The organism is Paenilisteria portnoyi (genome assembly GCF_014322795.1).
In the GTDB taxonomy this organism is placed as follows: domain Bacteria; phylum Bacillota; class Bacilli; order Lactobacillales; family Listeriaceae; genus Listeria_A; species Listeria_A portnoyi.
In genome coordinates this window covers 20,986-41,603 of record NZ_JAASTT010000006.1, presented here as the reverse complement: position 1 = coordinate 41,603, position 20,618 = coordinate 20,986, and the positions used below count along the sequence as shown (strand labels likewise).

Here is a 20,618-nt window from a genome sequence, read left to right as displayed (position 1 = left end):
CGGGGGAAAGAATATGGATCCAGAATATATGATAGTAGCAATGATAATTATTACCCAAATATATTGTATCGTAATTTCGGTGAATATATTAGCAAATAAAGTATTTTCAATGCGCTTTATGTTCATAATAGGGGCATTGTTAGGCATATGTGGTGATATAGTATTTCCTTATATACAATATTATGTGCCAATTGCTATAGCTGTTTTATTCATATTAATATTGAGATGGAAAAAGAAACGCTGGCTTGTTTGTATTGTGGCCCCATTACTAACACTTCTCCTTTTAGTCATAATAACTTATTATCCCGTAGATATGATCTTTAGAGTTATATCTAGTTTAACAAAATGGTTATGGAATTATGATATATTGACGAATATTATTTTGGCTAATATAGTATATTGCGCTATTTTTCCAATATTGACCTATTTTGTTTCGACGGTAGTTAGTCACTTAATTCGAAGTACATCATATATGAAAGCAATAAATAAAAATGCATATGTACTTGTATCAATTATAGTAATTACAGTGTTCATTGTGTATTCATTTATTTATATTGAGTCATTATACAAATCTTCAAGTGAAGTAGGCTTTATTAATGGGATTATATTTGTGATTCTACTGGTCATGATTGTGGGTACAACACTTGTTTTTTCAAAGATTAATCAGGCAAGAATCAACATTGAAAAGCAGAAAACAGAGCAAGAGCAATTAACAAAATACACATTAGCTCTTGAAAAACTTTCGAATGAAATGAGTGATTTCAACCACGACTACATTAATATTTTAGCGAGTTTGCATGGTTACATTGAAAAAGGCGACCAACTGCTCCTTAAAAATTACTTTCAAGAAACAATTCAGCCACTAAATCAAGCACTAATAAACAGCAAAAATCAGCTTTCTGAATACACAAATAGAAAGGACTTAACCCAATGATTCCAATCTACATATGCGAAGACGACGAAATGCAGCGGAATAAAATCGTGGCGTATATCGAGGACTACATCACCATTGAACATCGAGATATGCGTGTTCTCCTTGCGACGGAAAATCCCACGAAACTGCTAGACGCCAGCAAAAAAAAGAAAGAACCAGGCCTGTATTTCCTTGATGTCGCCTTAAAAACACAAACAATCAACGGCTTTGAACTAGCGAAGGAAATTCGAAAAAATGATCCACGTGGCTTCATCGTATTCATCACGTCGCACTCTGAAATGAGCTACCTAACATTCACCTACAAAATCGAAGCTATGGATTATATTATCAAAGACGACTACGAGAACATTCGAAAGCGTATTGTCGAATGCATGGAAAGTGTCAGCAAACGGATTAAGAACCACGGAAATAAAGGCAAATATTTAACGATAAAAATTGATGATCGGATTATGCACGAACCACTTGAAAATATCTTATTCATCGAAACATCTCCGCGTCCGCATAAAGTGATTTTGCATGGTCGAAATCGCCAAATTGAGTTTTATGGAAAGTTAAGAGACATTGAGTCGGAATTAGACAATCGATTTTATCGGACACATCGCGCATTTCTGGTGAATAAGGATTATATTTTAGAGGTCGATACGAATAAGGGCATGGCTCATATGGCCAATGGTGAAAAATGTATGGTCTCGACACGAAAAATAAAAGGATTGAAAAACTAAAAATCAGGATAAAACATTGGACTTACCTCCGATTTTTTATCCTTTTTTTGGTTTACCAAAAAATAATGTTATATATATAACTCAAAAACGTCACTTTTTTCGCGCTTACGAACGGAATCGCTACGTTCACGACAAAATGATAAAAATTCTACTTTTCTGTCGTATAATTGGTTTATGGAAATAAGGCTTACCGAGATGAGCTTTTTGAACCACATTATTCGATACTGAAAGGAGTAGATCACGAGATGATGAAACCGTTTGTTCAGGCAAAAATGGCTAGCACACAACCATGCTTATTTTTCCAAAAGGAAATTGTTCGTGATTTGCAGTTTTTTAGCCCCGTCTTGGCTAAAATTAATTTAGTAGAACGTAATAGTGAGGATTCGAAATGGGATTGTCTTATGTTGGCAGTATTTTCAAAGCTTGGACGTGACTATATAAATAAAGAAGACTACTTTTTAGATCGGTTTCCAGTAGCTGGCCATCAACCAAAATATAAAATGTTGATTACATACCGTGGTTACATCTATTTTTTGGATAGCATCACAGGGCACGTGGGGATCAGTGATAATCGGTTTTTGGTAGGACTTAATCGCGACAGGCTGTACATGATTGTTTATCGGGATGAGGCACTGTATAGTAAGCCGTTGAGAGGGAAGCACAATCTTCTCTCTCAAGACGGAAGAGTCACACAAAATATAGAGAAAATATTGAATGAGAATGAAATACCAAATGATAGGGTAGAAATTGCAGAGTTTGTTAATTCGGACAGAGCTAGTGAAATCTCGCTAGTCTCTGTCTGGGAATTAGCACTCGATGACTAGGGAGGCGAATTGGAATGTTTAGTTTGACCGTCCCCAATATGGCAGCAAAGATTACTAGAACAATTTTCCGCGATAGGGAAGTTGATGAAGACAGATTTGCAATTGTAAAGTATGGTGTAGAAATATTTTTAGTGAACGTGACGAAGGGAATTACCGTATACCTCGCCGCTGCCTTGTTAGGGATGATTTGGCAGACGTTGATTGTACACCTTTCTTACTTGATGATTCGTAGGCATTCATTTGGTCTGCATGCGAAGACTAGTTTGGGGTGCACAATAACGAGTGTTGTGATGTTTGTGGTGTTGCCTTATTTTGTGAAAGATGTTCAATTGTCTGGATGGATGATTGTGCTTATAAGTGTTTTAATTTTAATGAATATTGCGATATTTTCACCTTCGGATACTGAAAATATGCCACTTTTTAATGCTCAAAAAAGACACGTTTTGAGGATAAAATCTGTTTTCAACACATTTTTTATAATAATTGTTATTTCAATAATTCCGAATGAGTATTTCAAAAGTTTGGTATTGCTGGGGCTAGCACTTCAAGTAATAATGATTCATCCTATAAGTTATAGATTTTTAAGAAGGAGATATAATAATTATGAATTTAATAAATAAAAGTGCTCACAAGATACGTAAGGCACTGGAAAATCAGGTCGAAGAAATAGCAACTACTTTTGCAGAAAAATCAACAAAGAATTGTTGTTTAGCTTTTCTATATGAACCAGAAGTACCTAAATGTTTGAACGATAATAAATTGAAATAGGTTTTCGCTTCTAAAAGTTGTAAATTAGAGTATTTTCATCTATAATTTAGTTAAAACACATTAGAAAAATAGGGGGAAATTATGGATGTAATTTACAGCGGGATATTACAGATAATATATTTTTTAATAGGAGCCCAGGTCATTGGGCGAGTGAGGTTTTCTTGGAAGTATTCGTTTTTTTTGACAATCTTTTTGATTGTAACAGCAGTACCATTGCTTTTTTATGTTAGTTATTTGTCGGTACTGTATATTGTTTTGGTATTAATTTTTGTTTTGTATACTAAATCCAAAAGCGTTAAATATGCGCTAGTCTCTGTTATTGGATCTATCCTTATGTCAGTTGTAGCTTATGCATTAGCATATTTAACAGTTTCGTTTTTGTCATTATTTATGCCATATAAGGTGGATAAAGATGTGTTTATTTTGAATATTTTCCTGTTTATGTATATTTGTATTGTTTTTAAGGCAACAGATAGGATTTTAGAAAAGATAAGCAAGGACGCTATTTTTAGAGGACATTACTTGTTGTTAATCGCAATAGTTAGCTCAGTAACTTTATGTTTGTTCTATCTATATATATGGAGAGGGAGTGAAGCAGGCTTTACAGATGATACTTTGAGAACCAATGCAATTGTATTTTTAGTGTATACAGTTATAATGGCAATCGTACTAGCAGTCATAGTCCGAAGTGCAGTCAAAAACGCAAAAGTCGAAGCACAAGCTCTCCAAATGCGCCAACTCCGTGAATATGTCGGGGCACTCGAAGCGCTTCAAAAAGACATGCGGGTTTTCCGACATGATTACGTGAATATCTTATCTGGCATCAATGGCTTCATCACAAACTCGGACATGGATGGGCTCAGTGTTTATTTTCGGACGAAGGTTATTCCGATGAATTCTGATATGGAAGTTAATATTTCGAAGCTTTCGACGCTGCAGAATCTGGAGGTTGTTGAACTGAAGGGACTGTTTGCTACGAAGATGATTCGGGCTCAGGAATTGGGCGTGGATGCGCAGGTTGAGGTTTATAAGCAAATTGATGAAATGAATATGGATAGTATTGATTTATGTCGGGTGACGGGGATTTTATTGGATAATGCGATTGAGGCGGTCGTTGAAACTGCTGATCCAACTGTGCGTGTTGCAATTATTCAGAAAAAAGAAGCGATTGTACTCATTTTTGCTAATAGTTTACCAGAGGATTCGCCGCCGATTCATCATTTTTTCGAGGAAGGATTTTCAACAAAGGGCGAGAACCGCGGGATTGGGCTTTCGACTTTGAAGAAGACGTTAAAGAAATATCCGAATGTATCTCTGGACACGAAGATAACGCAGCATGGTTTTGTGCAGGAACTGGAAATAGGCTAACTGGAGGGTGAGGAGATGATTGAGGTTTTTATCTGTGAGGACGAGGTTAATCAACGAAGCGAGCTTGTCAAACATGTTGAGAATTACATCATGATGGAGAATTTTGACATGGAACTCGCTTTATCCACAGGTGATCCTGAAGAGCTGTTATCTTACGTCCAATTTGGTGGCGAAGGTATGGGTCTTTACTTTCTAGATGTTGACTTGAAGCATCCGCGGCTGGACGGTTTGGAGCTGGCGCAGAAGATTCGGGAATACGATCCGAGAGGGTTTATCGTTTTCATCACAACTCACGCAGAACTCAGTTACTTAACTTTTACATATAAAGTGGAGGCCATGGATTATATTATCAAGGACGATTTCGACAAAGTGCGCAATCGGATTTTTGATTGTATGAAAAGTGTGGAGGAAAGAGTTGGCAGGGAACGTAAAGAGGTCGGCAAGTTTTTTACAATGAAAACGGATGAAAAAGTGATTCATGAACTTTACGATGATATCTTGTTTTTGAGTACATTGAAATCAAAGGCGCGGAGGATTATTTTGCACGGGCAAGATCGCCAAGTCGAGTTTTATGGTACGCTTAAGAGTTTGGAAGACAGTCTTGACGAGCGATTTTATAAGACGCATCGGGCTTTCATTGTGAATACGGACAAAATTGTATCGGTGAATTATGTGAGTGGTATTATCACGATGGTGAATCAAGAGGAATGTCTGCTTTCTACGAGATCAAATAGGGATTTTCGTGACTTTATTCGGAGGCGTCGTGGGGATATCGATTAGACAATAAAAACTCCCGAGTCGTCTCTGAAAATGAGAATGGCTCGGGAGTTTTATTTGCTTATTTTAGACCGGCTTTGTTGACTACGATGTCATCGATTAGGCCGTATTCTTTGGCTTCTGCTGCAGTCATGAAGTTGTCGCGATCTGTGTCGCGTGAAATAACTTCGATTGGTTGACCTGTGCGCTCTGCCATGATTGTGTTCATGCGCTCTTTGATTTTTAAAATGTGGCGAGCTGCGATTTCGATTTCCGTTGCTTGACCTTGTGCGCCGCCAAGTGGTTGGTGAATCATGATTTCAGCGTTTGGAAGTGCGAAACGTTTGCCGTCCGCGCCAGCCGTAAGTAGGAATGATCCCATCGATGCTGCCATACCCATTGCGATTGTTTGAACGTCCGCTTTTACGAAGTTCATTGTGTCATAAATCGCCATCCCAGCAGAAATACTGCCGCCTGGTGAGTTGATATAAAGGAAAATATCTTTCTCAGGGTCTTGCGCGTCTAGGAATAGCAATTGCGAAACGATCGAGTTAGCAACGTTATCGTCAATCGCACTACCTAACATAATAATCCGATCTTTAAGTAGACGGGAATAGATGTCATAAGCGCGTTCCCCACGGCTAGTTTGCTCGATTACTGTTGGAATTAAATTCATAATAAAACCCTCCTGTTTAGGTATATTTCATTTAAAAAAGAAACTGAGACAAAATCGAAATAATGAAAAGATTGCCAAACCCTTTTACGGGTAAGATGAAGATAATGCTTTACACGAATCGAGCGAAAGCGTTTGTATTCCAATAATTTGGTGGAAGCCGGAAGCGGAGCATACTAGTGTATGTGAGAACCGGAAGTCCGCCGAATTATTGGAATGCAGGCGCTTGTCGCCGATTTATTTCGATTATGTTCCATTCTCCTCTTGATGCTTCTATATTACACGAATGGTCAAACTAGGTCAAACGAAAGGCTCGAATGAAATATTCATGTGAGATAAAGCTTGTGTAATTGGCAGTTTTCCGCTATAATTATTGATTGTGAGTGTATTAAAAATTCGTCCTCGTGGTGCAACGGATAGCACGTGAGCCTCCGAAGCTCAAAATACAGGTTCGATTCCTGTCGAGGGCATAATTGAGTACGAAAAGAAGTCGTTGAACTGCGGGTAACTTGTTGGTATGACAAGTGATATGGGCAGTTGAACGACTTTTTGTTTTTCATCGTATTGCTATGATTTTTCAATTATTTTAGGGTGAGACGATGGGGAAATATATAAGTATCGCCAATAAAATAGATGGGCGTGTTATAGATTTTTATTACCAAAAAGCATCAGGTATAAAAGATCAGTTGAAACTGGTGACGAATTTAGATACAGAGGATTACATCAAAAAAGACGTGAAATTCAATTGTGAGGAGAAAAATGGTAAAAAGATTAAGCATAGAGACTCACTATTTAAAAGGCACACTAATTTATTAAGGCCCTTGGATTGCTATATTGTAGGCAGTTCAAGGCCTTTTTTTGAAGTTAACTAGAAAATAAAGTTGGCGATTAAAAATAAGTTTATATACATAGAACATGCTAATAATAACAAGTTTTTTGCTATATATTAGGCTTTTTTTATCATTAAGATATGGTATAATATTTCCAAGAGTACTAAATAAGGAAGGAATGAGTAGCGAGTGGCAAAGAAAATACAATTACCAAGCGGTCGAATAGCGGAACATGCGAGTGCGATCCAAGCGACAACAAATACGTTGAAGTTACAGCCTAAGCCGAGTGTGTCATATTCGACAGGTAGCGCGCGACAATTGGTAGAAGGCGCGATGGAGTTTGCGCAAATGACAGCATCCACTCCCGTTGCGTTTCAAAAAGATACAGCGAATTTGAAAAATGTGGAGAAAGCGTTTGTTGCCTCGGAAAAAGCGCTGGGCGATATGCTACACAAAGGAATCGAATGGGTGGGAAGTAAAAAATAGATAAGGGGGATACATAGCAATGCAACCAAGACAACGGGAAGAAGAGGCTTGGAAAGAGCAAATCAAGAAAGAACGGCAGTTTGAAGAGTTAGAGCAACTATTTTCAAAAGCTAAACGGGCACAGGAAAATATGTTACGTACTTTTCAGGATGCGTGGCAGGGGAACCGGTCACGACAGCGATTAGGACTCGTCGAAGAGACCATGACAGAAGAATGGCAGAAACGGAAAAAACAGATGTATGCGGTGGATGATGCGATACAGGAATCGCGTCGCGCGCACCAACGAGCCAAGTTTGCATCGAAGGAGGGTGATGCGCATGCCACGGATTGAAATTGGGGAAGTACGCTATTTTGTAGAACAGTTTTTAAGAGAAAGTAAACGATTACGGGATGCATTGCGGGATTATCGAAAAGCCGTCGCGAAATTAGTGGCGGATGGTGAGATCAAAGGTGAATTTGTCGATAGTGCGAAAAGCTATTATGAAACGGTGCATTATCCCATCGTAGACACGACCATCGAGTGTTTGAGTGAAGCAGATCGTATTTTGAAGAAGTATGTGCAGGACTTTGAAACGCAGGTGGATGATGCGTTTGATTCGCGACTAGATTCGGATAAATTAGACGCGCTATATGCCGAAATCAGAAGGTCAGAGAATTTATTGGATGACTTCACGCACGCGATGGATTCAATGACAGGGAACTTGAACATTGGACAGCAGATAGGCATGAAGCTAGGGCTGGAAACCTCAATGATGCAACTCAAAGAAGAAATCAAGATTTTAGAACGGTATTTGGATTTTGAGCATAGTCATACGAACGTGATGCACGATGTTTTATCGCGGATGTATCAGGTTAAGACGGGTGTAAATGAAATCCTAGCTGGAAAAGCGTTCAATGGCACGACGCACACCTACGATTCCAGCAAAATGCAATTAGGTTGGCTGAATCATCTAGTACCAGAGAAGAAGCCAAAGAAAACATATAACTTCGATGACTACACGAAGACGCTCGAAGGGAGTTATTGGATATTAAGCAAAAATGGTATCACGAATCGCGAAACCGCAGAAGCAAGTATCGCCTATAATGATGGTTTAAAAGATGGTACAATTAAAGTGACATCCGAAGAAACTGGCGACTTCATGACTGATTATATGTTAGATGCAATGAAGGGAATCAATACGCTGAATCCGGAGGTGCCACTCACAAAAATGCAAAGCTTTTCGATTATTTCGTTTGTCTTATTAGGTGGCATAACGATGAAAGGCACAGGTAAAATGATACCTAAAAGTCATATAGAAGTGGCGCAGAAGAAATTGAAGATAAAAGAAGTGGAGCCTGTTCAGACGATAGAAAATAGATATCCAAATGAACTACAGTCAGGAAAATCATTTGACTATGCTTTAAAAAATGGACAAGTTAAAATTAGAGATGGTATAAATGAAGTTGATTTTGTTATTGATAAAAGTGGCCTACTCCAAGTAGGTAGAGGGCATTCTTACCTAGCAAATGGCGAGGATGTTTTAGCTGCGGGGAAATTAAAGGTAGATTCGTATGGAAATATAAGAAGGATTACGAATGAGTCAGGTCATTATGCACCTACTGTTGCACATGCAAAAAATTACGAGCTGATATTTAATGATGCTGGGATTGCGACTAAAAATTCTTGGTTGGAAATTTATCAATTAGAGTTCACAAATTCTGGATATGTTAATTTAGGGAACTTGAAGAAAATTGAATCTACTAGGCTGAAATAAAGGAGATGATCTCAATGGACAAAATAACTCAAATGAACGAAGAAATATTTGCTGAAAACTTGTTGAGAGCTACCAGTGAATTAAAAGAAAAAATGGGAATTCAGAGTACAGTAAATAAATTTATTATTGAGCCAGTTGAAGAAGAAGGGAAAATGTTGGACGGCGGAGACGAGATGATGAAGCGCTTGGTTTTAACAAAAGAAAACATAGGCGATAAGAAACTCTCAGTTAAAGATGTTGTCGGAGTTCTAGGTGGGCTTTTCCCGAGAGCACCAATATGGATTAATATTTCTTTTATTGATGTAGAGGAAGAAGTAGCGATATTTAGACTAGATACTAGTTTGAGGTTTAGAAAGCCAACATTGTTGAGAAATAGCGAGAGCGGACACGCGCCTTTTAAAGTGATATGTTAGCTTTGTTTAACGGTGTAGGTGTGAGAATAGAGAATTAAGAAGTTAACGAGGCAGATTATCAAGATATTGTTTTGTGAGAAGAGATATCTGTCTTCCCTTTTTAATATGGAAATTTATAATACAGATCGAAACTATAGAACTTATTTTGGATGCTGGAGGAATTATTTTGGACTTAATGATTGAAATAGCTACAGAACAAGAAGATTCAAATAGAGATAAGGGCGTGTTGCTAGAGAAACTAGGTAAAGAAATTTTACAAGTGTTACAGTATGAAGTAATTGAAGAGATTAGAGTCACAGGGATGGAAGTAGATCTTTTGGCTAAACATAAATTAACTGCTGAAGAAATATTGGTAGAATGTAAGTCTCATACAGCTAATCTATCGGCCGATGTGATAACAAAGCTCGTTGGAAATATTTTTACTAGAGATGTTTCGGCAGGCTGGTTGATGACTACTGGACCATTGGGAAAAGATGCAAAAGGTATTCAGTACGATTGGGAAAAAAAAGAAATAGAAAAACGTAGAAAATTACAAGTCCATACTCCCGATAAATTATTACAAACATTGATTTCAGCTAATATTATTGTTAATCCCGAAGCTTTAGAAACTAAAGAGAGCCAAAGTTATATGCCTGAGACTGTTTTTTTAGTTTCGAAAAAAGGGAAATTTTGGGCTAAGAAAACAATTTCGGAAAAAATCGGAATTGCAGATCAATTCGAACTATTTAATGCAGAGAGTGGAAAATTAATAACAAATGAACAAATATATATATATGTATCAAACTTGGAATCCTCATTTTCAAATTTGGGGTATAGTTTAGCCGATTCTGTCAATGATAATATTGAAATTGAAACTGAGTATGAAAATATAGTTCAAGTGTCTAGTGGGGACAAATGGGCAGATTATAGGCCATCTAGACCTAAAGATTTTGTTGGGCGAGACTTAGTTATAAAAGATGAATTTAATTTTTATTCAGATGTATTGTTGGGTAAGTCAGAAACAAGATTAACTGCAATTAAAGCTCCTTCTGGATGGGGGAAAAGTTCTCTTCTTTTAAAAATAAAAGATAGATCAACAAATAAAAGAAATCAGAAAATATTTGTCTGTTCTGTTGATTTAAGGGCAGCCTCTTCAAAGCGTTATGCTGAATTAGCATTAATAACCTGCTTTAATGAAGCTATAAAAGCAAATTTTATAAAAAAACCTAAGGCAGATATCTTAATAAATAGCACGTCTAATCCTTTTGCGAGTGAAGGAATTAAAGATATATTTGAACAACTTGCTAGTCAAAATAAACTGATTGTTTTATATTTTGATCAGTTTGAAGAGATTTTTTCAAAATTAGAGCTTTTAGACTTGTTTAATAGTATTCGAAAGATATCATCTGCTGTAGATAGTGCCAAGGAAAACTTCATACTGGGATATGCATGGAAAACAGATGGTACTATTCCTACGGAACACCCTGCTTATAATATGTGGCATATGCTTAAAGATAGGAGATTCGAGAAAAATTTAGAAATATTCACCACAAAAGAAATTACTAAGGCACTAGCTGTATTTTCAAAAGAGTTGGGTCAAGTGTTAAATCCAAATGTAAAAAGGTATCTAGAAGATCAGTGTCAAGGTTATCCTTGGCTATTAAAAAAGTTATCTATTCATGTTTATGAAACAGTAACAAGTGGAGATACTCAAGAAAATGTTATTACACAAGGTTTAGACATAGGAAAATTGTTTGAACAAGATATGATGAATCTTAGCCCAAGTGAATTTGAATGTGTGACTAGGATTGCAAAAGAGTCACCAGCTGATTTCTTTAAATTAGATCAAGATTTCGGGAACGAAATTATAGATAATCTATTGAATAAAAGAATAGTAATAAGAAAGGCGCATAAGCTAATTCTCTATTGGGATATATTTAAAGATTATGTACTAACAGGTGTATTACCAAAGATAGATATTACCTATGTTCCTCAAGGAAATATTAATGCTTTTATGAAGCTAATTAGTATTTTAGTAGATGAAGGCGTAACTACTATTACACAGATATCAGAGCAGGTCGATTTGGGGCGAAAAGCTACAGAAAACCTTCTTAGAGACATGATTATGTTTGGTAATGTAAGTAGAAAAGGTGAAGAGGTAACTTTATTAGATGTTGATGAAAAAGCAGCTATTGAAAAAGTATACGAGTTCTTTTCTAACCATATATTTATGAAGAGGTTAAGAGAATACTCTTCGGAAAGTAAAAATGTTGTTTTAATCGAATTTCAAAGAGAATTTATAGAGCTATACTCAGATAAAAATATTCAAGAAAAAACATTGATATTATATTATAAAAAGATACTTAGATGGTTAAGTGGATTAGGTTTAATTGATTATAAATCAAATAGAGAGACATCGATAATAGATTTAGAGAGAAGTAGAGGGCTTAAGACAATTCCTAAAAAAATGATTATTCAAAATAAGTTATATCCTTTTTTTGGCTCTGCTCCTGCAAGTAGATTGTTAGAGTTGTTTGAAGAAATTAAAGCTGGAGAAGAGCTTGAAGCTAACCTAAATAGAAAGAAACTTAGAAATGCAATTACCACTGCTGTAACATTAGGCTTTGCTTATAGACATGAAGGTATGGTTAAGCTGGAGATGATTGTAACTGATAATGATTTGGAGCTTGAAATCGCGCGCAGGGTTTTACAGACGGAAACTATTCAATTGATAGATAAATATTATTCTGAAAATAGTAATCTACCTTCACGTGATTGGGTGGGAAGAGAAGTTAGTGAGCTATTGAATAAAAAATGGAAGCCTTCTTCAGAAAAGAGAAATGGAAGTGCGTTGCTTAATTGGTATGTTTGGTCAAAGGAAAAATTACAGTGACTACAATGTATGTATAAAGTAGCAGTCTCTTAATCTGGATCATTGATTCGAAGACATCATATTCAATGTATTTATTATGCAAACTTCATGATTAGTAATCACTGGAGATAATAACGAAATGTGGCAATTATCGTGGCAGATATTTTGAAAGCCTTACGTAGCAACAGGTCTGCCACACATATTAAACCTATCGAGGGCATTTGAAGTAAGTAGTATCAACGTGTCTGTGTGATTAATGGTTGTTAGTTACACGAATCATAATTCTTGTGTCCAATTAGGCTAAACTAATTGGACACTTTTTGTTATATATATGTGTACCGTTTTATCTTAATCTGTGGTACTATAGGATTAGTGGTATAAGGCTATACGAACTATATAGTTTTGCACATTGCTTAGCATTGTATTAGATTTTAAAATTAAATTTACTATCAAGACTAATAATATAATTTGGAGGAATGAGCTATGGTAACAGGTACGTTGAAAAAAAATGATGTCATTGTTCTGCCAGATAAGGATTTTAAGAATGCGGTTAAATTGTTTGAAAATCCAGTAGTTGATTTAAATAAAGTTAATGAAGTTGTCCTAAGAATGAGAAGAGCAAAGAAAAACAAAAACATAAATATTCATTGAGGGATGGAAATATGATGAGAGATAACAAGAAGCAGAAAAGTGACGACATAGATATTTTCTCTCTTAATGGACTAGTGTCTCATGATAATGTCGTGGGGCCTTTTGAATGTGGGATTGATCTATTGAATGACTTTATTCGTACAGACGCGATGAAACAAGATTCTGAGATGCTTAGTGCCACAACGATTATGATGATGGGGAACGAATTAATTGGTTACTTCACAATATGCGCGAGCGAGGTGAGTTTAGCTAAGAAATTCAAACGTTCCAATACGAAATATTTTACAAATCAATTAAGAGTTTATCCAGCTTTTAAAATTACACACTTTGCAATAAAAGAAGAGCATCAAGGGCAAGGATATGGATCAGCTCTGATGAATGCTTTGTTCAGGATATGTAGTATTAATATATCTCCATATGTTAAGTTCCCAGTGTTGGTTGTGGATTCGCTAAATGAAAAATCAACAAGCTTTTATAAATCGATGGGGTTTGCGGATATTGTTCATTTTTCTGGTGCTGGAGAACATCTTATGGGAATTGCTACAAAACAAGTTCAAGAAACGATTTATAGAGAGATGGAAGATATGTTGCATAATTAGCCTATATTTTTGGCTTTTTTTTATTTGATAATTTACTATATTTTATGCTACAATTCATGTGACAGTAATTATTGATATCTTTAAATTTCAGAACATTCCCACTAGTTTGTTTGATATTGAACACAGTAAGAAAAAGGGAGGAACACGAGGGTATTACGCGGGATAATATGTCGGTTGGAATAATTTAATGAGATGGGGGATTTATATGAATCCGGTGACGGCTTTTACGATTATCATGCTTATTTGGACTATTGGTGATTTTGTGGCTAAGAAAACGAAGTCGCTTATTTCTTCTTTACTTGTGGCGGCGATTATTTTTATTGTCGGGTTTAAAACGAACCTATTTCCCGAAGATTTGCTGACTAGTTCGTCTTTACTCGCGCTGGGTCAGACGGTTATTGGCATGCTGATTGTTCACATTGGGACGATGATTAGTATTGATGAGCTGAAAAAACAGTGGCGAACGGTTCTGATCGGTGTTTCCGCAATACTTGGCATTATTGTTTTTCTTTTCACGATTGGTTCTTTCTTCTTGGATCAAAATTTTATTATTTCGGCGATTGGAGCAATTAGTGGTACGACGGTCGCAGTTATTCTTATTCAAGAAGCGGCTCTGGCATCTGGATTGGTGTTAGTTGCTGTTTTTGCTGTGCTGATTTCGGCTTTTCAGGGCTTGATTGGGTATCCGCTTACATCGATTATTTTGCGAAAAGAGGCGCAGCGCTTACGGGGAGAATATCGGACTGGTAAGTTGAAAGTGAAGGCACCGGTCGAAAAAGAGATGAGTAAGGAACCGAGAACGATCTTGCCACAAGCGTTTCAAACGACGGCGGGGACTTTGTTTGTCGTCGGTGCGGTGGTCATGTTGGCTGGTTTTATTGCTGATATTACGAATGGAATTCTGAATCAATTTGTTGTGGCGTTGTTGCTCGGTATTTTGCTTCGTGCGTTTGGTATTTTAAAACCGAATATCCTTACTGGTATCGATGCATACGGGCTGATGATGATTGGTATTTTGCTCATTATTTTTGGTCCGCTTGCAACGTCTTCTGTGGACGATTTAATTTCGCTGATTGGACCGCTTTGTATTGCGTTTGCGATTGGGGTTACAGGGAGCGTTATTTTTTCGGCAGCTTTGGGAAAACTTCTTGGGTATAGTCTGGCGATGTCAATGGCGATTGGACTCACGACGCTTTACGGTTTTCCTGGAACAATGATTTTGAGTCAAGAGGCCGCGAAAAGTGCTGGTGAAAACGCGCAGGAAATCGCGGCGATTGAGGGCGAAATATTACCAAAAATGATTGTTGCTGGTTTTTCGACGGTTACAATCTTGTCGGTGGTGGTTACGAGTATTTTGGCTGGGTTTATACATTAGGTTAAGGTTTTACTTGGTTTTTTCTAAAGCAGATATTGGCTTAACAATGTTGTGTTAAATATTGCTAATTAGAATTGAAACTGCTTGGTGTCAACGTTTCGGGAATTACAAAAATCTCCAAAAGACATTGTTTCAGGCAGTTTTTTGGGGATATTACTACTTGTTAAGTTAAATGTATATTTAATTATGATAGCGCTTGCATATTTATTGTTTTTATTGTAACATTAATTTAACGGGAGGTGGTGAACATATGAGCAAGAAAATTTGGATAGTCATAATAATTTTATTCATTTGTGTAGGTGGGTATTTTGTGTACAAATTAAGTTTTGAAAGTTCTAATTATAAATGGGATGGGCATAATAATGAGTGGAGCGCTAAGTTTGCTATATCAAGGAACTCGGCGAAAGATATGTATTCAGGTACAGTAAATTGGATTGGGGATTCAGGCGAGAAAGAAAGTATATATATCAACCGCATTGAGACTTTTTTTAATGGAAAAAAAATTGACTCATCAGAGATAAAACACAAATATTATGACGAATTACCCTTTGCTGAATTTCAGCAAAATGTAAAAAAAGATACTAAAATAAAGATAATCATTTTTGGTAAGATCGATAATAAGGGATTTTCTGAAGAGTTAACATTGAGCAGAGAAGGGAGCAGTAACTGATGAAAAAGCTTTTTATGGGAATAATTATGTTGCTCGGACTTAGTTTTATGGGGCCTTTGGCAGCTAATGCTGAAGAGGTCGACGCAAGTATGGAGACAACGATTGGTGACATCGAAAAGAGTTTGTTGGCATATCTTGATACACGTGGATGGCAATTTGAAATAGGATCGGCTGAAATGGGTGACTATTTGTATAAGCAATTGAGTGAAGAGGAAGATAACGAGATAACAAAATTAGATAATTACGAAGACATCCTTGCGTATGCTACTGAATACATATACCAAGAAACTTCTAATGAGTCGACAACTATTCATGATATACAAGATATGACACTTCAAGATGTTAAAGAAGAGGTGGAAGGTGAGGCGAGTACATTAGCCAACGATAGTTTTGTGGAGGTGCCGAGGCTGTTAAAAGCATCTGGTTACAACAGAACAGCTGCTGCGAACTATGCTTTAAAATATGCATTAAGTCATAATAAGTCATATAAATCGTATGGTGGTAGTGGTGGCGATTGTACCAATTTTGTTTCACAAGCTATTTATGCAGGTGGGATGCGCGGTACGAGTACTGGATATCCATTATATAAAACTTGGTCTAGTACGCTAACACAAACAGGCAGGTCAGATAGTGCGGCATGGATTAATGCTAATGAGTTTAGGCTTTACTGGCAGATAAAGAAATCAAATGTGACTGTATATTCTTCAAGGGCTGATTTATCGAAAAAAGCAAATGTAGGTGACGTGATAAATTATGCTAATAAGAAGACTGGACGATCGTGGCATAATTGTATAGTAACGGATAAATCAGGTAATACACTTTATATCTCTCAGCACAGTGGGGATAGAAAAAATAATAATTGGAATAGTATTTCCATTGATACTAAAGTTAATAAATTGAGTTTGATTAAATTCTGATTTATAACCCAAAAGCAACAATCAAAACCACTTTCTGGTATGATCGTTGCTTTTTTGCTATGATGGGATGCGAATGGGGTGGGATTATGAGATTGGGTTATGCGTGTATTAATATGTCGATGCCTTCGAAGTTTCGGACGTGTCGGTTGCGGACGGTGGAGGAGCAGGGGCTTGCGAAGGTGAAGGAGATTGCGGTACATAATTTGGCGGAGGTTATTCGGGTTTTGGAGTGGAATATTGCGCATGAGATTTATTTTTTCCGGATGTCGAGTGATTTGATTCCTTTTGCGTCGCATCCGATAATGACGTGGGATTGGCAGCGTGATGCGGATATTTTGGCGTTGACGACTGAAATTAGTCGGTTGCGGGAGCTTCATGGAATGCGGTTGTCGATGCATCCTGGGCAGTATACGATTATTAATTCACCGCGTGAGGATGTTGTGGAGAAGGCGATTGCGGAATTAACGTATCATCAGCAGTTGTTGGATCTGGTCGGCGGTACGGATATGATTTTGCATATTGGTGGGGCTTATGGGGATAAGAAAACGGCAAGTGAGCGCTTTATTCGGGCATATAACGGCTTACCAGATGATATTAAACGATTGTTGAGGCTTGAAAATGATGATAAGACGTATACGGCGAATGATGTTTTGGGGATTGCTAAGGCTACTGGGGCAACGGTTTGTTTTGATATTCATCATCATATTTGTAATCATGAGCCGGATGCGGATGTGGCGCAAATTGTGACGGATGTCTTCAAAACGTGGGAAACGACGCCGAAAATGCATATTAGTTCTGGAAAAACGGGTGCTACGGATCGGTCGCATCATGAGTTGATTCATTTGGAGGATTTTCGGCGGTTGCTGGGATTGTTGGCTGGTCGGAATGCGGATATTATGTTTGAGGCAAAGCGCAAGGAGCAGTCGGTTTTGATGTTGCGGGAGGAGCTATGACGTGAGGTTTACGGATTGGTGAAGTCGTGATAAAATGATGGAGGAATGAGTGATGGAGGCGAAAAAGGATGAAGAAGCGGACTCGTGCGGAGGAATTGATTTTTACGCGTAATAAAATTTTAACGACGGCTCGTGATTTGTTTATGGAAAAGGGCTATCGTTCGGTTTCAACGCGGGATATTGCGGCGCAGTGCCAGATGACGCAGCCTGGGCTTTACCATCATTTCAAGGATAAGGAATCGCTTTATGTCGAGGTTGTTCGGCAGCTGACGATTGAGATTCATACGGACATGATTCCGATTGAGCAGGCAAATGACTCGCCAAAAGTGCAATTAAAAGCTATGCTAATGATGTTGATTGAGAATCATCCGACGAATATTTTGATGATGATTCATGATATATTGAATGAGTTGAAGAAGGAAAATCAGTTTTTGATGTTCCAACTATGGCAGTCTACGTATTTGGATCCATTTAAGCGTCTTTTTGAAAAGATGGAGGCTGATGGTACATTACGTGAAGGGGTTACGAGTGAGACGGCGGCGCGTTATTGTTTGTCGGCGATTAGCCCAGTTTTCGCTAGTGACAGCCCGTTTCGTACGGGTTCAATGTCGGATCGTTTGGATGAACTGATCGATTTTATGATGTTTGGGATTTGTGAAAAAGAGGTATAATTGGAATGTCTCTTTTTTTATAAATAAAAATTTATCAATTGATAAGCGAAAATATTGATCGATCGATAAATGAATTAGGGGGAAGTTGAGATGAGTCATGGGATTTTTAGTAAGATTGCTAACGCAGTAGGTGGGAAGCGCGGTAGGTGGATTACTCTTGCTGTTTGGATTTTGATTGTGGTCGCTTTGCAGGTGTTTTTGCCGAAATCCGCGGACTATAAGGATGATGCGGCGTCAGATTTAGCGGCATCGGAGCCTTCTGTTGTGGCTCAAAAAGTGATGGATGAGCAGTTTCCGACGGGAGAAGGTACGCCGGCTCTGATTACGTGGTTCAGGAGTACGGGGCTGACGAATGTTGATTTGGCGCAGATTCAAGAGTTTTCGAAGGAGTTGCAACAAAATCCAGTCGATCATCAGAAAACGGTGGTCCCGTATGATAAAATGCCGCTTCCAGTTTTGAAGCAGCAGGTTTCGAAGGATGGTACGACGTTTATTCAGACGGTTTTGATGGATTCGGAGGCGACTTCGGATGAGCTGAAAACGAGTTTTGAGGAGTTAGAAAAAACGGCGAATGGGATTTTTGAGGATAAGCCGTTTGATCAGAAAGTAAGTAGTAAGGACACGTTGACGGCGCGCACGACTGGGCCTGCGGGGATTAGCGTGGATGCGACGGAGTTGTTTAGTGATGCGGATGTGTCGCTATTAATCGGGACGGTCTTGCTTGTTTTGATATTCTTGTTGGTGATTTATCGTTCGCCGATTTTGGCTTTTATTCCGCTCATTGCGGTTGGTTTTGCTTATTTGGCGGTGACGCCGATTATTGCGTTGCTTGGAAAAGAGGGCATTATTACGTACGGTTCGCAGGGACTTTCGATTATGACGGTGTTGTTATTTGGGGCCGGGACGGATTATTGTTTGTTCTTAATTGCGAGATTTCGTAGTCAGCTGCACCATGATGAAAATCGCTATACGGCTTTCAAAAAGGCTTTTAGTAATACGGCGGGTGCAATTGCGCTTAGCGGTTTCACAGTAATGGCGGCGTTACTTATTTTATTGGTCGCAAAATATGGTTCGATTCATAATTTTGCGGTGCCATTTAGTTTGTCGATATTAATCATGATGATTTCTTCGTTGACGCTAGTTCCCGCGTTGCTCGGTATTTTTGGTCGGATTTCGTTTTGGCCGTTCGTTCCGCGCACAGAGGAGATGGCAAAAGCGCATGCTGCTAAAAAGGGCAAAACGGTAAAACCACATCGCGAAAACCGTTTTTGGCATCGTGTTGGTGAAATGTCAGCGCAACATCCGATTAAAACGTTTGTGATCACGATTTTGATTCTGGGTGGCTGTGCGATTTTTGCGACGCAGGTGAAATATACGTATGACACGCTTTCGACATTCCCGAAAGATATGCCGTCGCGTGAAGGTTTCACGTTGATTAGCGATCATTTTGGTGCTGGGCAGTTAGCACCGGTGGATTTGATTGTGAAAACAGATGGTGAAAAAACGGATCTTCGGACTAATTTGCAGAAAGAGGATGGCGTTGCGAATGTTTCTATCGGTATTCCAAGCGCAAAAAATCCGGATTATGTGATGTATACGATTGAGCTTGCGGATAATCCTTATAGTAACGAGGCGATGGATGTTATTCCGGATATTCGCGGTACAGCGGAAACGACGCTTGCTGATGCTGGAATTTCGAAAAACAATGTTTGGATTGCTGGGCAGACGGCGACACAATACGATTCACGTGCTGTGACGAAACAAGATGAGGCGTTGATTATTCCACTTGTTATCGGATTGATTGCGTTGCTGCTACTCGTATACTTGCGTTCTGTAACCGCGATGGTATATCTCGTGGCGACGGTCTTGCTGTCATTCTTCAGTGCACTCGGACTTGGCTGGCTCATTATTCATTACGTGATGGGCGTTGAGGCAATCGCTGGTTTGATACCGATTTATGCGTTCGTCTTTATCGTGGCGCTCGGTGAGGATTACAACATTTTCATGATTTCGAGCATCTGGAAGAAAAGTCGGGAGTTGCCGCTTCGTGAGGCGATTACAGAAGGCGTCGGGCAAACTGGTGGTGTTATCACATCGGCAGGTATTATTTTAGCTGGAACGTTCGCTGTTTTGACTACATTACCGATTCAATTACTCGTCCAATTTGGCTTAATCACAGCGATCGGGGTTCTACTTGACACATTCATCGTTCGTCCATTCTTAGTTCCCGCAATTACGATGCTACTTGGAAAATGGGCATTCTGGCCAGCACGCTCGCCGAGAAACGATCATCTGCGTCGTTAAAACCTCTTGTACAAGTCGTACATTCCGCTTCGGTACTCGCTTTTGCCTAGCATCTAATCATTTCTCGGCGCGCTTGGATTTAGCGGTGTTTTCTGGGTT

Annotated in this window: 22 protein-coding genes and 1 tRNA gene; 22 read left to right on the top strand and 1 reads right to left on the bottom strand. The window is 38.3% G+C overall.

All coding sequences use genetic code 11. From position 1 onward, the window contains the following. The first annotated feature begins 13 nt into the window (after positions 1–13). The 7 genes from HCJ66_RS05740 (at position 14) to HCJ66_RS05710 (ending at position 5,396) form a co-directional block, all read left to right on the top strand. A complete protein-coding gene (locus HCJ66_RS05740) occupies positions 14–934 on the top strand; it encodes a sensor histidine kinase (protein WP_187132268.1) in 921 nt (306 codons plus the stop codon). After that, positions 931–1,656 (top strand): LytR/AlgR family response regulator transcription factor, encoded by a 726-nt coding sequence (locus HCJ66_RS05735; protein WP_187132267.1) that lies wholly within the window; start codon positions 931–933, stop codon positions 1,654–1,656. The genes HCJ66_RS05740 and HCJ66_RS05735 overlap by 4 nt, the downstream gene beginning before the upstream one ends. A gap of 245 nt (positions 1,657–1,901) precedes the next feature. Continuing rightward, positions 1,902–2,480: a hypothetical protein gene (locus tag HCJ66_RS05730; RefSeq protein ID WP_187132266.1), complete on the top strand. Its 579-nt coding sequence runs from the start codon at positions 1,902–1,904 to the stop codon at positions 2,478–2,480. Positions 2,481–2,494: 14 nt separating this feature from the next. Further along, complete coding sequence (locus HCJ66_RS05725; RefSeq protein ID WP_187132265.1) at positions 2,495–3,100, top strand: accessory gene regulator B family protein; 606 nt, start codon at positions 2,495–2,497, stop codon at positions 3,098–3,100. Further along, positions 3,084–3,248, top strand: a complete 165-nt coding sequence (locus HCJ66_RS05720) for a cyclic lactone autoinducer peptide (protein WP_187132264.1) — start codon at positions 3,084–3,086, stop codon at positions 3,246–3,248. The genes HCJ66_RS05725 and HCJ66_RS05720 overlap by 17 nt, the downstream gene beginning before the upstream one ends. Before the next feature lie 657 nt (positions 3,249–3,905). Further along, positions 3,906–4,616 (top strand): sensor histidine kinase, encoded by a 711-nt coding sequence (locus HCJ66_RS05715; protein ID WP_187132263.1) that lies wholly within the window; start codon positions 3,906–3,908, stop codon positions 4,614–4,616. Between the two features lie 15 nt (positions 4,617–4,631). Beyond that, positions 4,632–5,396 (top strand): LytR/AlgR family response regulator transcription factor, encoded by a 765-nt coding sequence (locus tag HCJ66_RS05710; RefSeq protein WP_187132262.1) that lies wholly within the window; start codon positions 4,632–4,634, stop codon positions 5,394–5,396. Between the two features lie 58 nt (positions 5,397–5,454). Here the strand turns inward: HCJ66_RS05710 and clpP are convergent, their stop codons facing one another. Further along, positions 5,455–6,048, bottom strand: coding sequence for an ATP-dependent Clp endopeptidase proteolytic subunit ClpP (clpP, locus tag HCJ66_RS05705; RefSeq protein ID WP_181677364.1), 594 nt, complete (start codon positions 6,046–6,048; stop codon positions 5,455–5,457). A gap of 395 nt (positions 6,049–6,443) precedes the next feature. Between clpP and HCJ66_RS05700 the strand changes: the two genes are divergently transcribed. The 15 genes from HCJ66_RS05700 to HCJ66_RS05630 all read left to right on the top strand — a co-directional run bounded on the left by HCJ66_RS05700 (position 6,444) and on the right by HCJ66_RS05630 (position 20,519). After that, positions 6,444–6,515: transfer RNA gene (locus HCJ66_RS05700), tRNA-Arg, on the top strand. 129 nt (positions 6,516–6,644) lie between these two features. Next, the gene (locus HCJ66_RS05695) at positions 6,645–6,917 is read left to right on the top strand and encodes a hypothetical protein (protein WP_187132261.1); all 273 of its coding nucleotides are present in this window, start codon (positions 6,645–6,647) and stop codon (positions 6,915–6,917) included. Between the two features lie 147 nt (positions 6,918–7,064). After that, complete coding sequence (locus HCJ66_RS05690; RefSeq protein WP_187132260.1) at positions 7,065–7,361, top strand: hypothetical protein; 297 nt, start codon at positions 7,065–7,067, stop codon at positions 7,359–7,361. A gap of 19 nt (positions 7,362–7,380) precedes the next feature. Then, complete coding sequence (locus tag HCJ66_RS05685; protein ID WP_187132259.1) at positions 7,381–7,692, top strand: hypothetical protein; 312 nt, start codon at positions 7,381–7,383, stop codon at positions 7,690–7,692. Next, positions 7,679–9,115 (top strand): T7SS effector LXG polymorphic toxin, encoded by a 1,437-nt coding sequence (locus tag HCJ66_RS05680; protein WP_187132258.1) that lies wholly within the window; start codon positions 7,679–7,681, stop codon positions 9,113–9,115. Before HCJ66_RS05685 ends, HCJ66_RS05680 begins: the two co-directional genes overlap by 14 nt. A gap of 14 nt (positions 9,116–9,129) precedes the next feature. Then, positions 9,130–9,528 carry a hypothetical protein gene (locus HCJ66_RS05675; protein ID WP_187132257.1) on the top strand — a complete coding sequence of 133 codons (399 nt, stop codon included), beginning with the start codon at positions 9,130–9,132 and terminating at the stop codon, positions 9,526–9,528. Between the two features lie 175 nt (positions 9,529–9,703). Then, positions 9,704–12,400 carry a restriction endonuclease gene (locus HCJ66_RS05670; RefSeq protein ID WP_246438584.1) on the top strand — a complete coding sequence of 899 codons (2,697 nt, stop codon included), beginning with the start codon at positions 9,704–9,706 and terminating at the stop codon, positions 12,398–12,400. A 462-nt stretch (positions 12,401–12,862) separates the two neighbouring features. After that, positions 12,863–13,030 carry a hypothetical protein gene (locus tag HCJ66_RS05665; protein ID WP_156110573.1) on the top strand — a complete coding sequence of 56 codons (168 nt, stop codon included), beginning with the start codon at positions 12,863–12,865 and terminating at the stop codon, positions 13,028–13,030. 11 nt (positions 13,031–13,041) lie between these two features. Further along, on the top strand, positions 13,042–13,629 hold the full coding sequence (locus HCJ66_RS05660; protein WP_187132255.1) for a GNAT family N-acetyltransferase: 588 nt from the start codon (positions 13,042–13,044) through the stop codon (positions 13,627–13,629). 205 nt (positions 13,630–13,834) lie between these two features. Next, positions 13,835–15,004, top strand: coding sequence for a hypothetical protein (locus HCJ66_RS05655; protein ID WP_187132254.1), 1,170 nt, complete (start codon positions 13,835–13,837; stop codon positions 15,002–15,004). 250 nt (positions 15,005–15,254) lie between these two features. Further along, positions 15,255–15,674, top strand: coding sequence for a DUF4944 domain-containing protein (locus HCJ66_RS05650; protein ID WP_187132253.1), 420 nt, complete (start codon positions 15,255–15,257; stop codon positions 15,672–15,674). Beyond that, complete coding sequence (locus HCJ66_RS05645; RefSeq protein ID WP_187132252.1) at positions 15,674–16,591, top strand: amidase domain-containing protein; 918 nt, start codon at positions 15,674–15,676, stop codon at positions 16,589–16,591. The genes HCJ66_RS05650 and HCJ66_RS05645 overlap by 1 nt, the downstream gene beginning before the upstream one ends. 86 nt (positions 16,592–16,677) lie before the next feature. After that, positions 16,678–17,544 carry a UV DNA damage repair endonuclease UvsE gene (gene uvsE, locus HCJ66_RS05640; RefSeq protein ID WP_187132251.1) on the top strand — a complete coding sequence of 289 codons (867 nt, stop codon included), beginning with the start codon at positions 16,678–16,680 and terminating at the stop codon, positions 17,542–17,544. Between the two features lie 68 nt (positions 17,545–17,612). Then, positions 17,613–18,215 carry a TetR/AcrR family transcriptional regulator gene (locus HCJ66_RS05635; protein WP_187132250.1) on the top strand — a complete coding sequence of 201 codons (603 nt, stop codon included), beginning with the start codon at positions 17,613–17,615 and terminating at the stop codon, positions 18,213–18,215. A 90-nt stretch (positions 18,216–18,305) separates the two neighbouring features. Beyond that, positions 18,306–20,519, top strand: coding sequence for an MMPL family transporter (locus HCJ66_RS05630; protein ID WP_187132249.1), 2,214 nt, complete (start codon positions 18,306–18,308; stop codon positions 20,517–20,519). Positions 20,520–20,618 lie beyond the last annotated feature (99 nt).

What these genes read in the sequence shown, in the direction of transcription:
- HCJ66_RS05740 (WP_187132268.1), top strand. Translation starts at nt 14, where the DNA reads ATGGATCCAGAATATATGATAGTAGCAATGATAATTATTACCCAAATA.
- HCJ66_RS05735 (WP_187132267.1), top strand. Translation starts at nt 931, where the DNA reads ATGATTCCAATCTACATATGCGAAGACGACGAAATGCAGCGGAATAAA.
- HCJ66_RS05730 (WP_187132266.1), top strand. Translation starts at nt 1,902, where the DNA reads ATGATGAAACCGTTTGTTCAGGCAAAAATGGCTAGCACACAACCATGC.
- HCJ66_RS05725 (WP_187132265.1), top strand. Translation starts at nt 2,495, where the DNA reads ATGTTTAGTTTGACCGTCCCCAATATGGCAGCAAAGATTACTAGAACA.
- HCJ66_RS05720 (WP_187132264.1), top strand. Translation starts at nt 3,084, where the DNA reads ATGAATTTAATAAATAAAAGTGCTCACAAGATACGTAAGGCACTGGAA.
- HCJ66_RS05715 (WP_187132263.1), top strand. Translation starts at nt 3,906, where the DNA reads ATGGCAATCGTACTAGCAGTCATAGTCCGAAGTGCAGTCAAAAACGCA.
- HCJ66_RS05710 (WP_187132262.1), top strand. Translation starts at nt 4,632, where the DNA reads ATGATTGAGGTTTTTATCTGTGAGGACGAGGTTAATCAACGAAGCGAG.
- clpP (WP_181677364.1), bottom strand. Translation starts at nt 6,048, where the DNA reads ATGAATTTAATTCCAACAGTAATCGAGCAAACTAGCCGTGGGGAACGC.
- HCJ66_RS05695 (WP_187132261.1), top strand. Translation starts at nt 6,645, where the DNA reads ATGGGGAAATATATAAGTATCGCCAATAAAATAGATGGGCGTGTTATA.
- HCJ66_RS05685 (WP_187132259.1), top strand. Translation starts at nt 7,381, where the DNA reads ATGCAACCAAGACAACGGGAAGAAGAGGCTTGGAAAGAGCAAATCAAG.
- HCJ66_RS05680 (WP_187132258.1), top strand. Translation starts at nt 7,679, where the DNA reads ATGCCACGGATTGAAATTGGGGAAGTACGCTATTTTGTAGAACAGTTT.
- HCJ66_RS05675 (WP_187132257.1), top strand. Translation starts at nt 9,130, where the DNA reads ATGGACAAAATAACTCAAATGAACGAAGAAATATTTGCTGAAAACTTG.
- HCJ66_RS05670 (WP_246438584.1), top strand. Translation starts at nt 9,704, where the DNA reads ATGATTGAAATAGCTACAGAACAAGAAGATTCAAATAGAGATAAGGGC.
- HCJ66_RS05665 (WP_156110573.1), top strand. Translation starts at nt 12,863, where the DNA reads ATGGTAACAGGTACGTTGAAAAAAAATGATGTCATTGTTCTGCCAGAT.
- HCJ66_RS05660 (WP_187132255.1), top strand. Translation starts at nt 13,042, where the DNA reads ATGATGAGAGATAACAAGAAGCAGAAAAGTGACGACATAGATATTTTC.
- HCJ66_RS05655 (WP_187132254.1), top strand. Translation starts at nt 13,835, where the DNA reads ATGAATCCGGTGACGGCTTTTACGATTATCATGCTTATTTGGACTATT.
- HCJ66_RS05650 (WP_187132253.1), top strand. Translation starts at nt 15,255, where the DNA reads ATGAGCAAGAAAATTTGGATAGTCATAATAATTTTATTCATTTGTGTA.
- HCJ66_RS05645 (WP_187132252.1), top strand. Translation starts at nt 15,674, where the DNA reads ATGAAAAAGCTTTTTATGGGAATAATTATGTTGCTCGGACTTAGTTTT.
- uvsE (WP_187132251.1), top strand. Translation starts at nt 16,678, where the DNA reads ATGAGATTGGGTTATGCGTGTATTAATATGTCGATGCCTTCGAAGTTT.
- HCJ66_RS05635 (WP_187132250.1), top strand. Translation starts at nt 17,613, where the DNA reads ATGAAGAAGCGGACTCGTGCGGAGGAATTGATTTTTACGCGTAATAAA.
- HCJ66_RS05630 (WP_187132249.1), top strand. Translation starts at nt 18,306, where the DNA reads ATGAGTCATGGGATTTTTAGTAAGATTGCTAACGCAGTAGGTGGGAAG.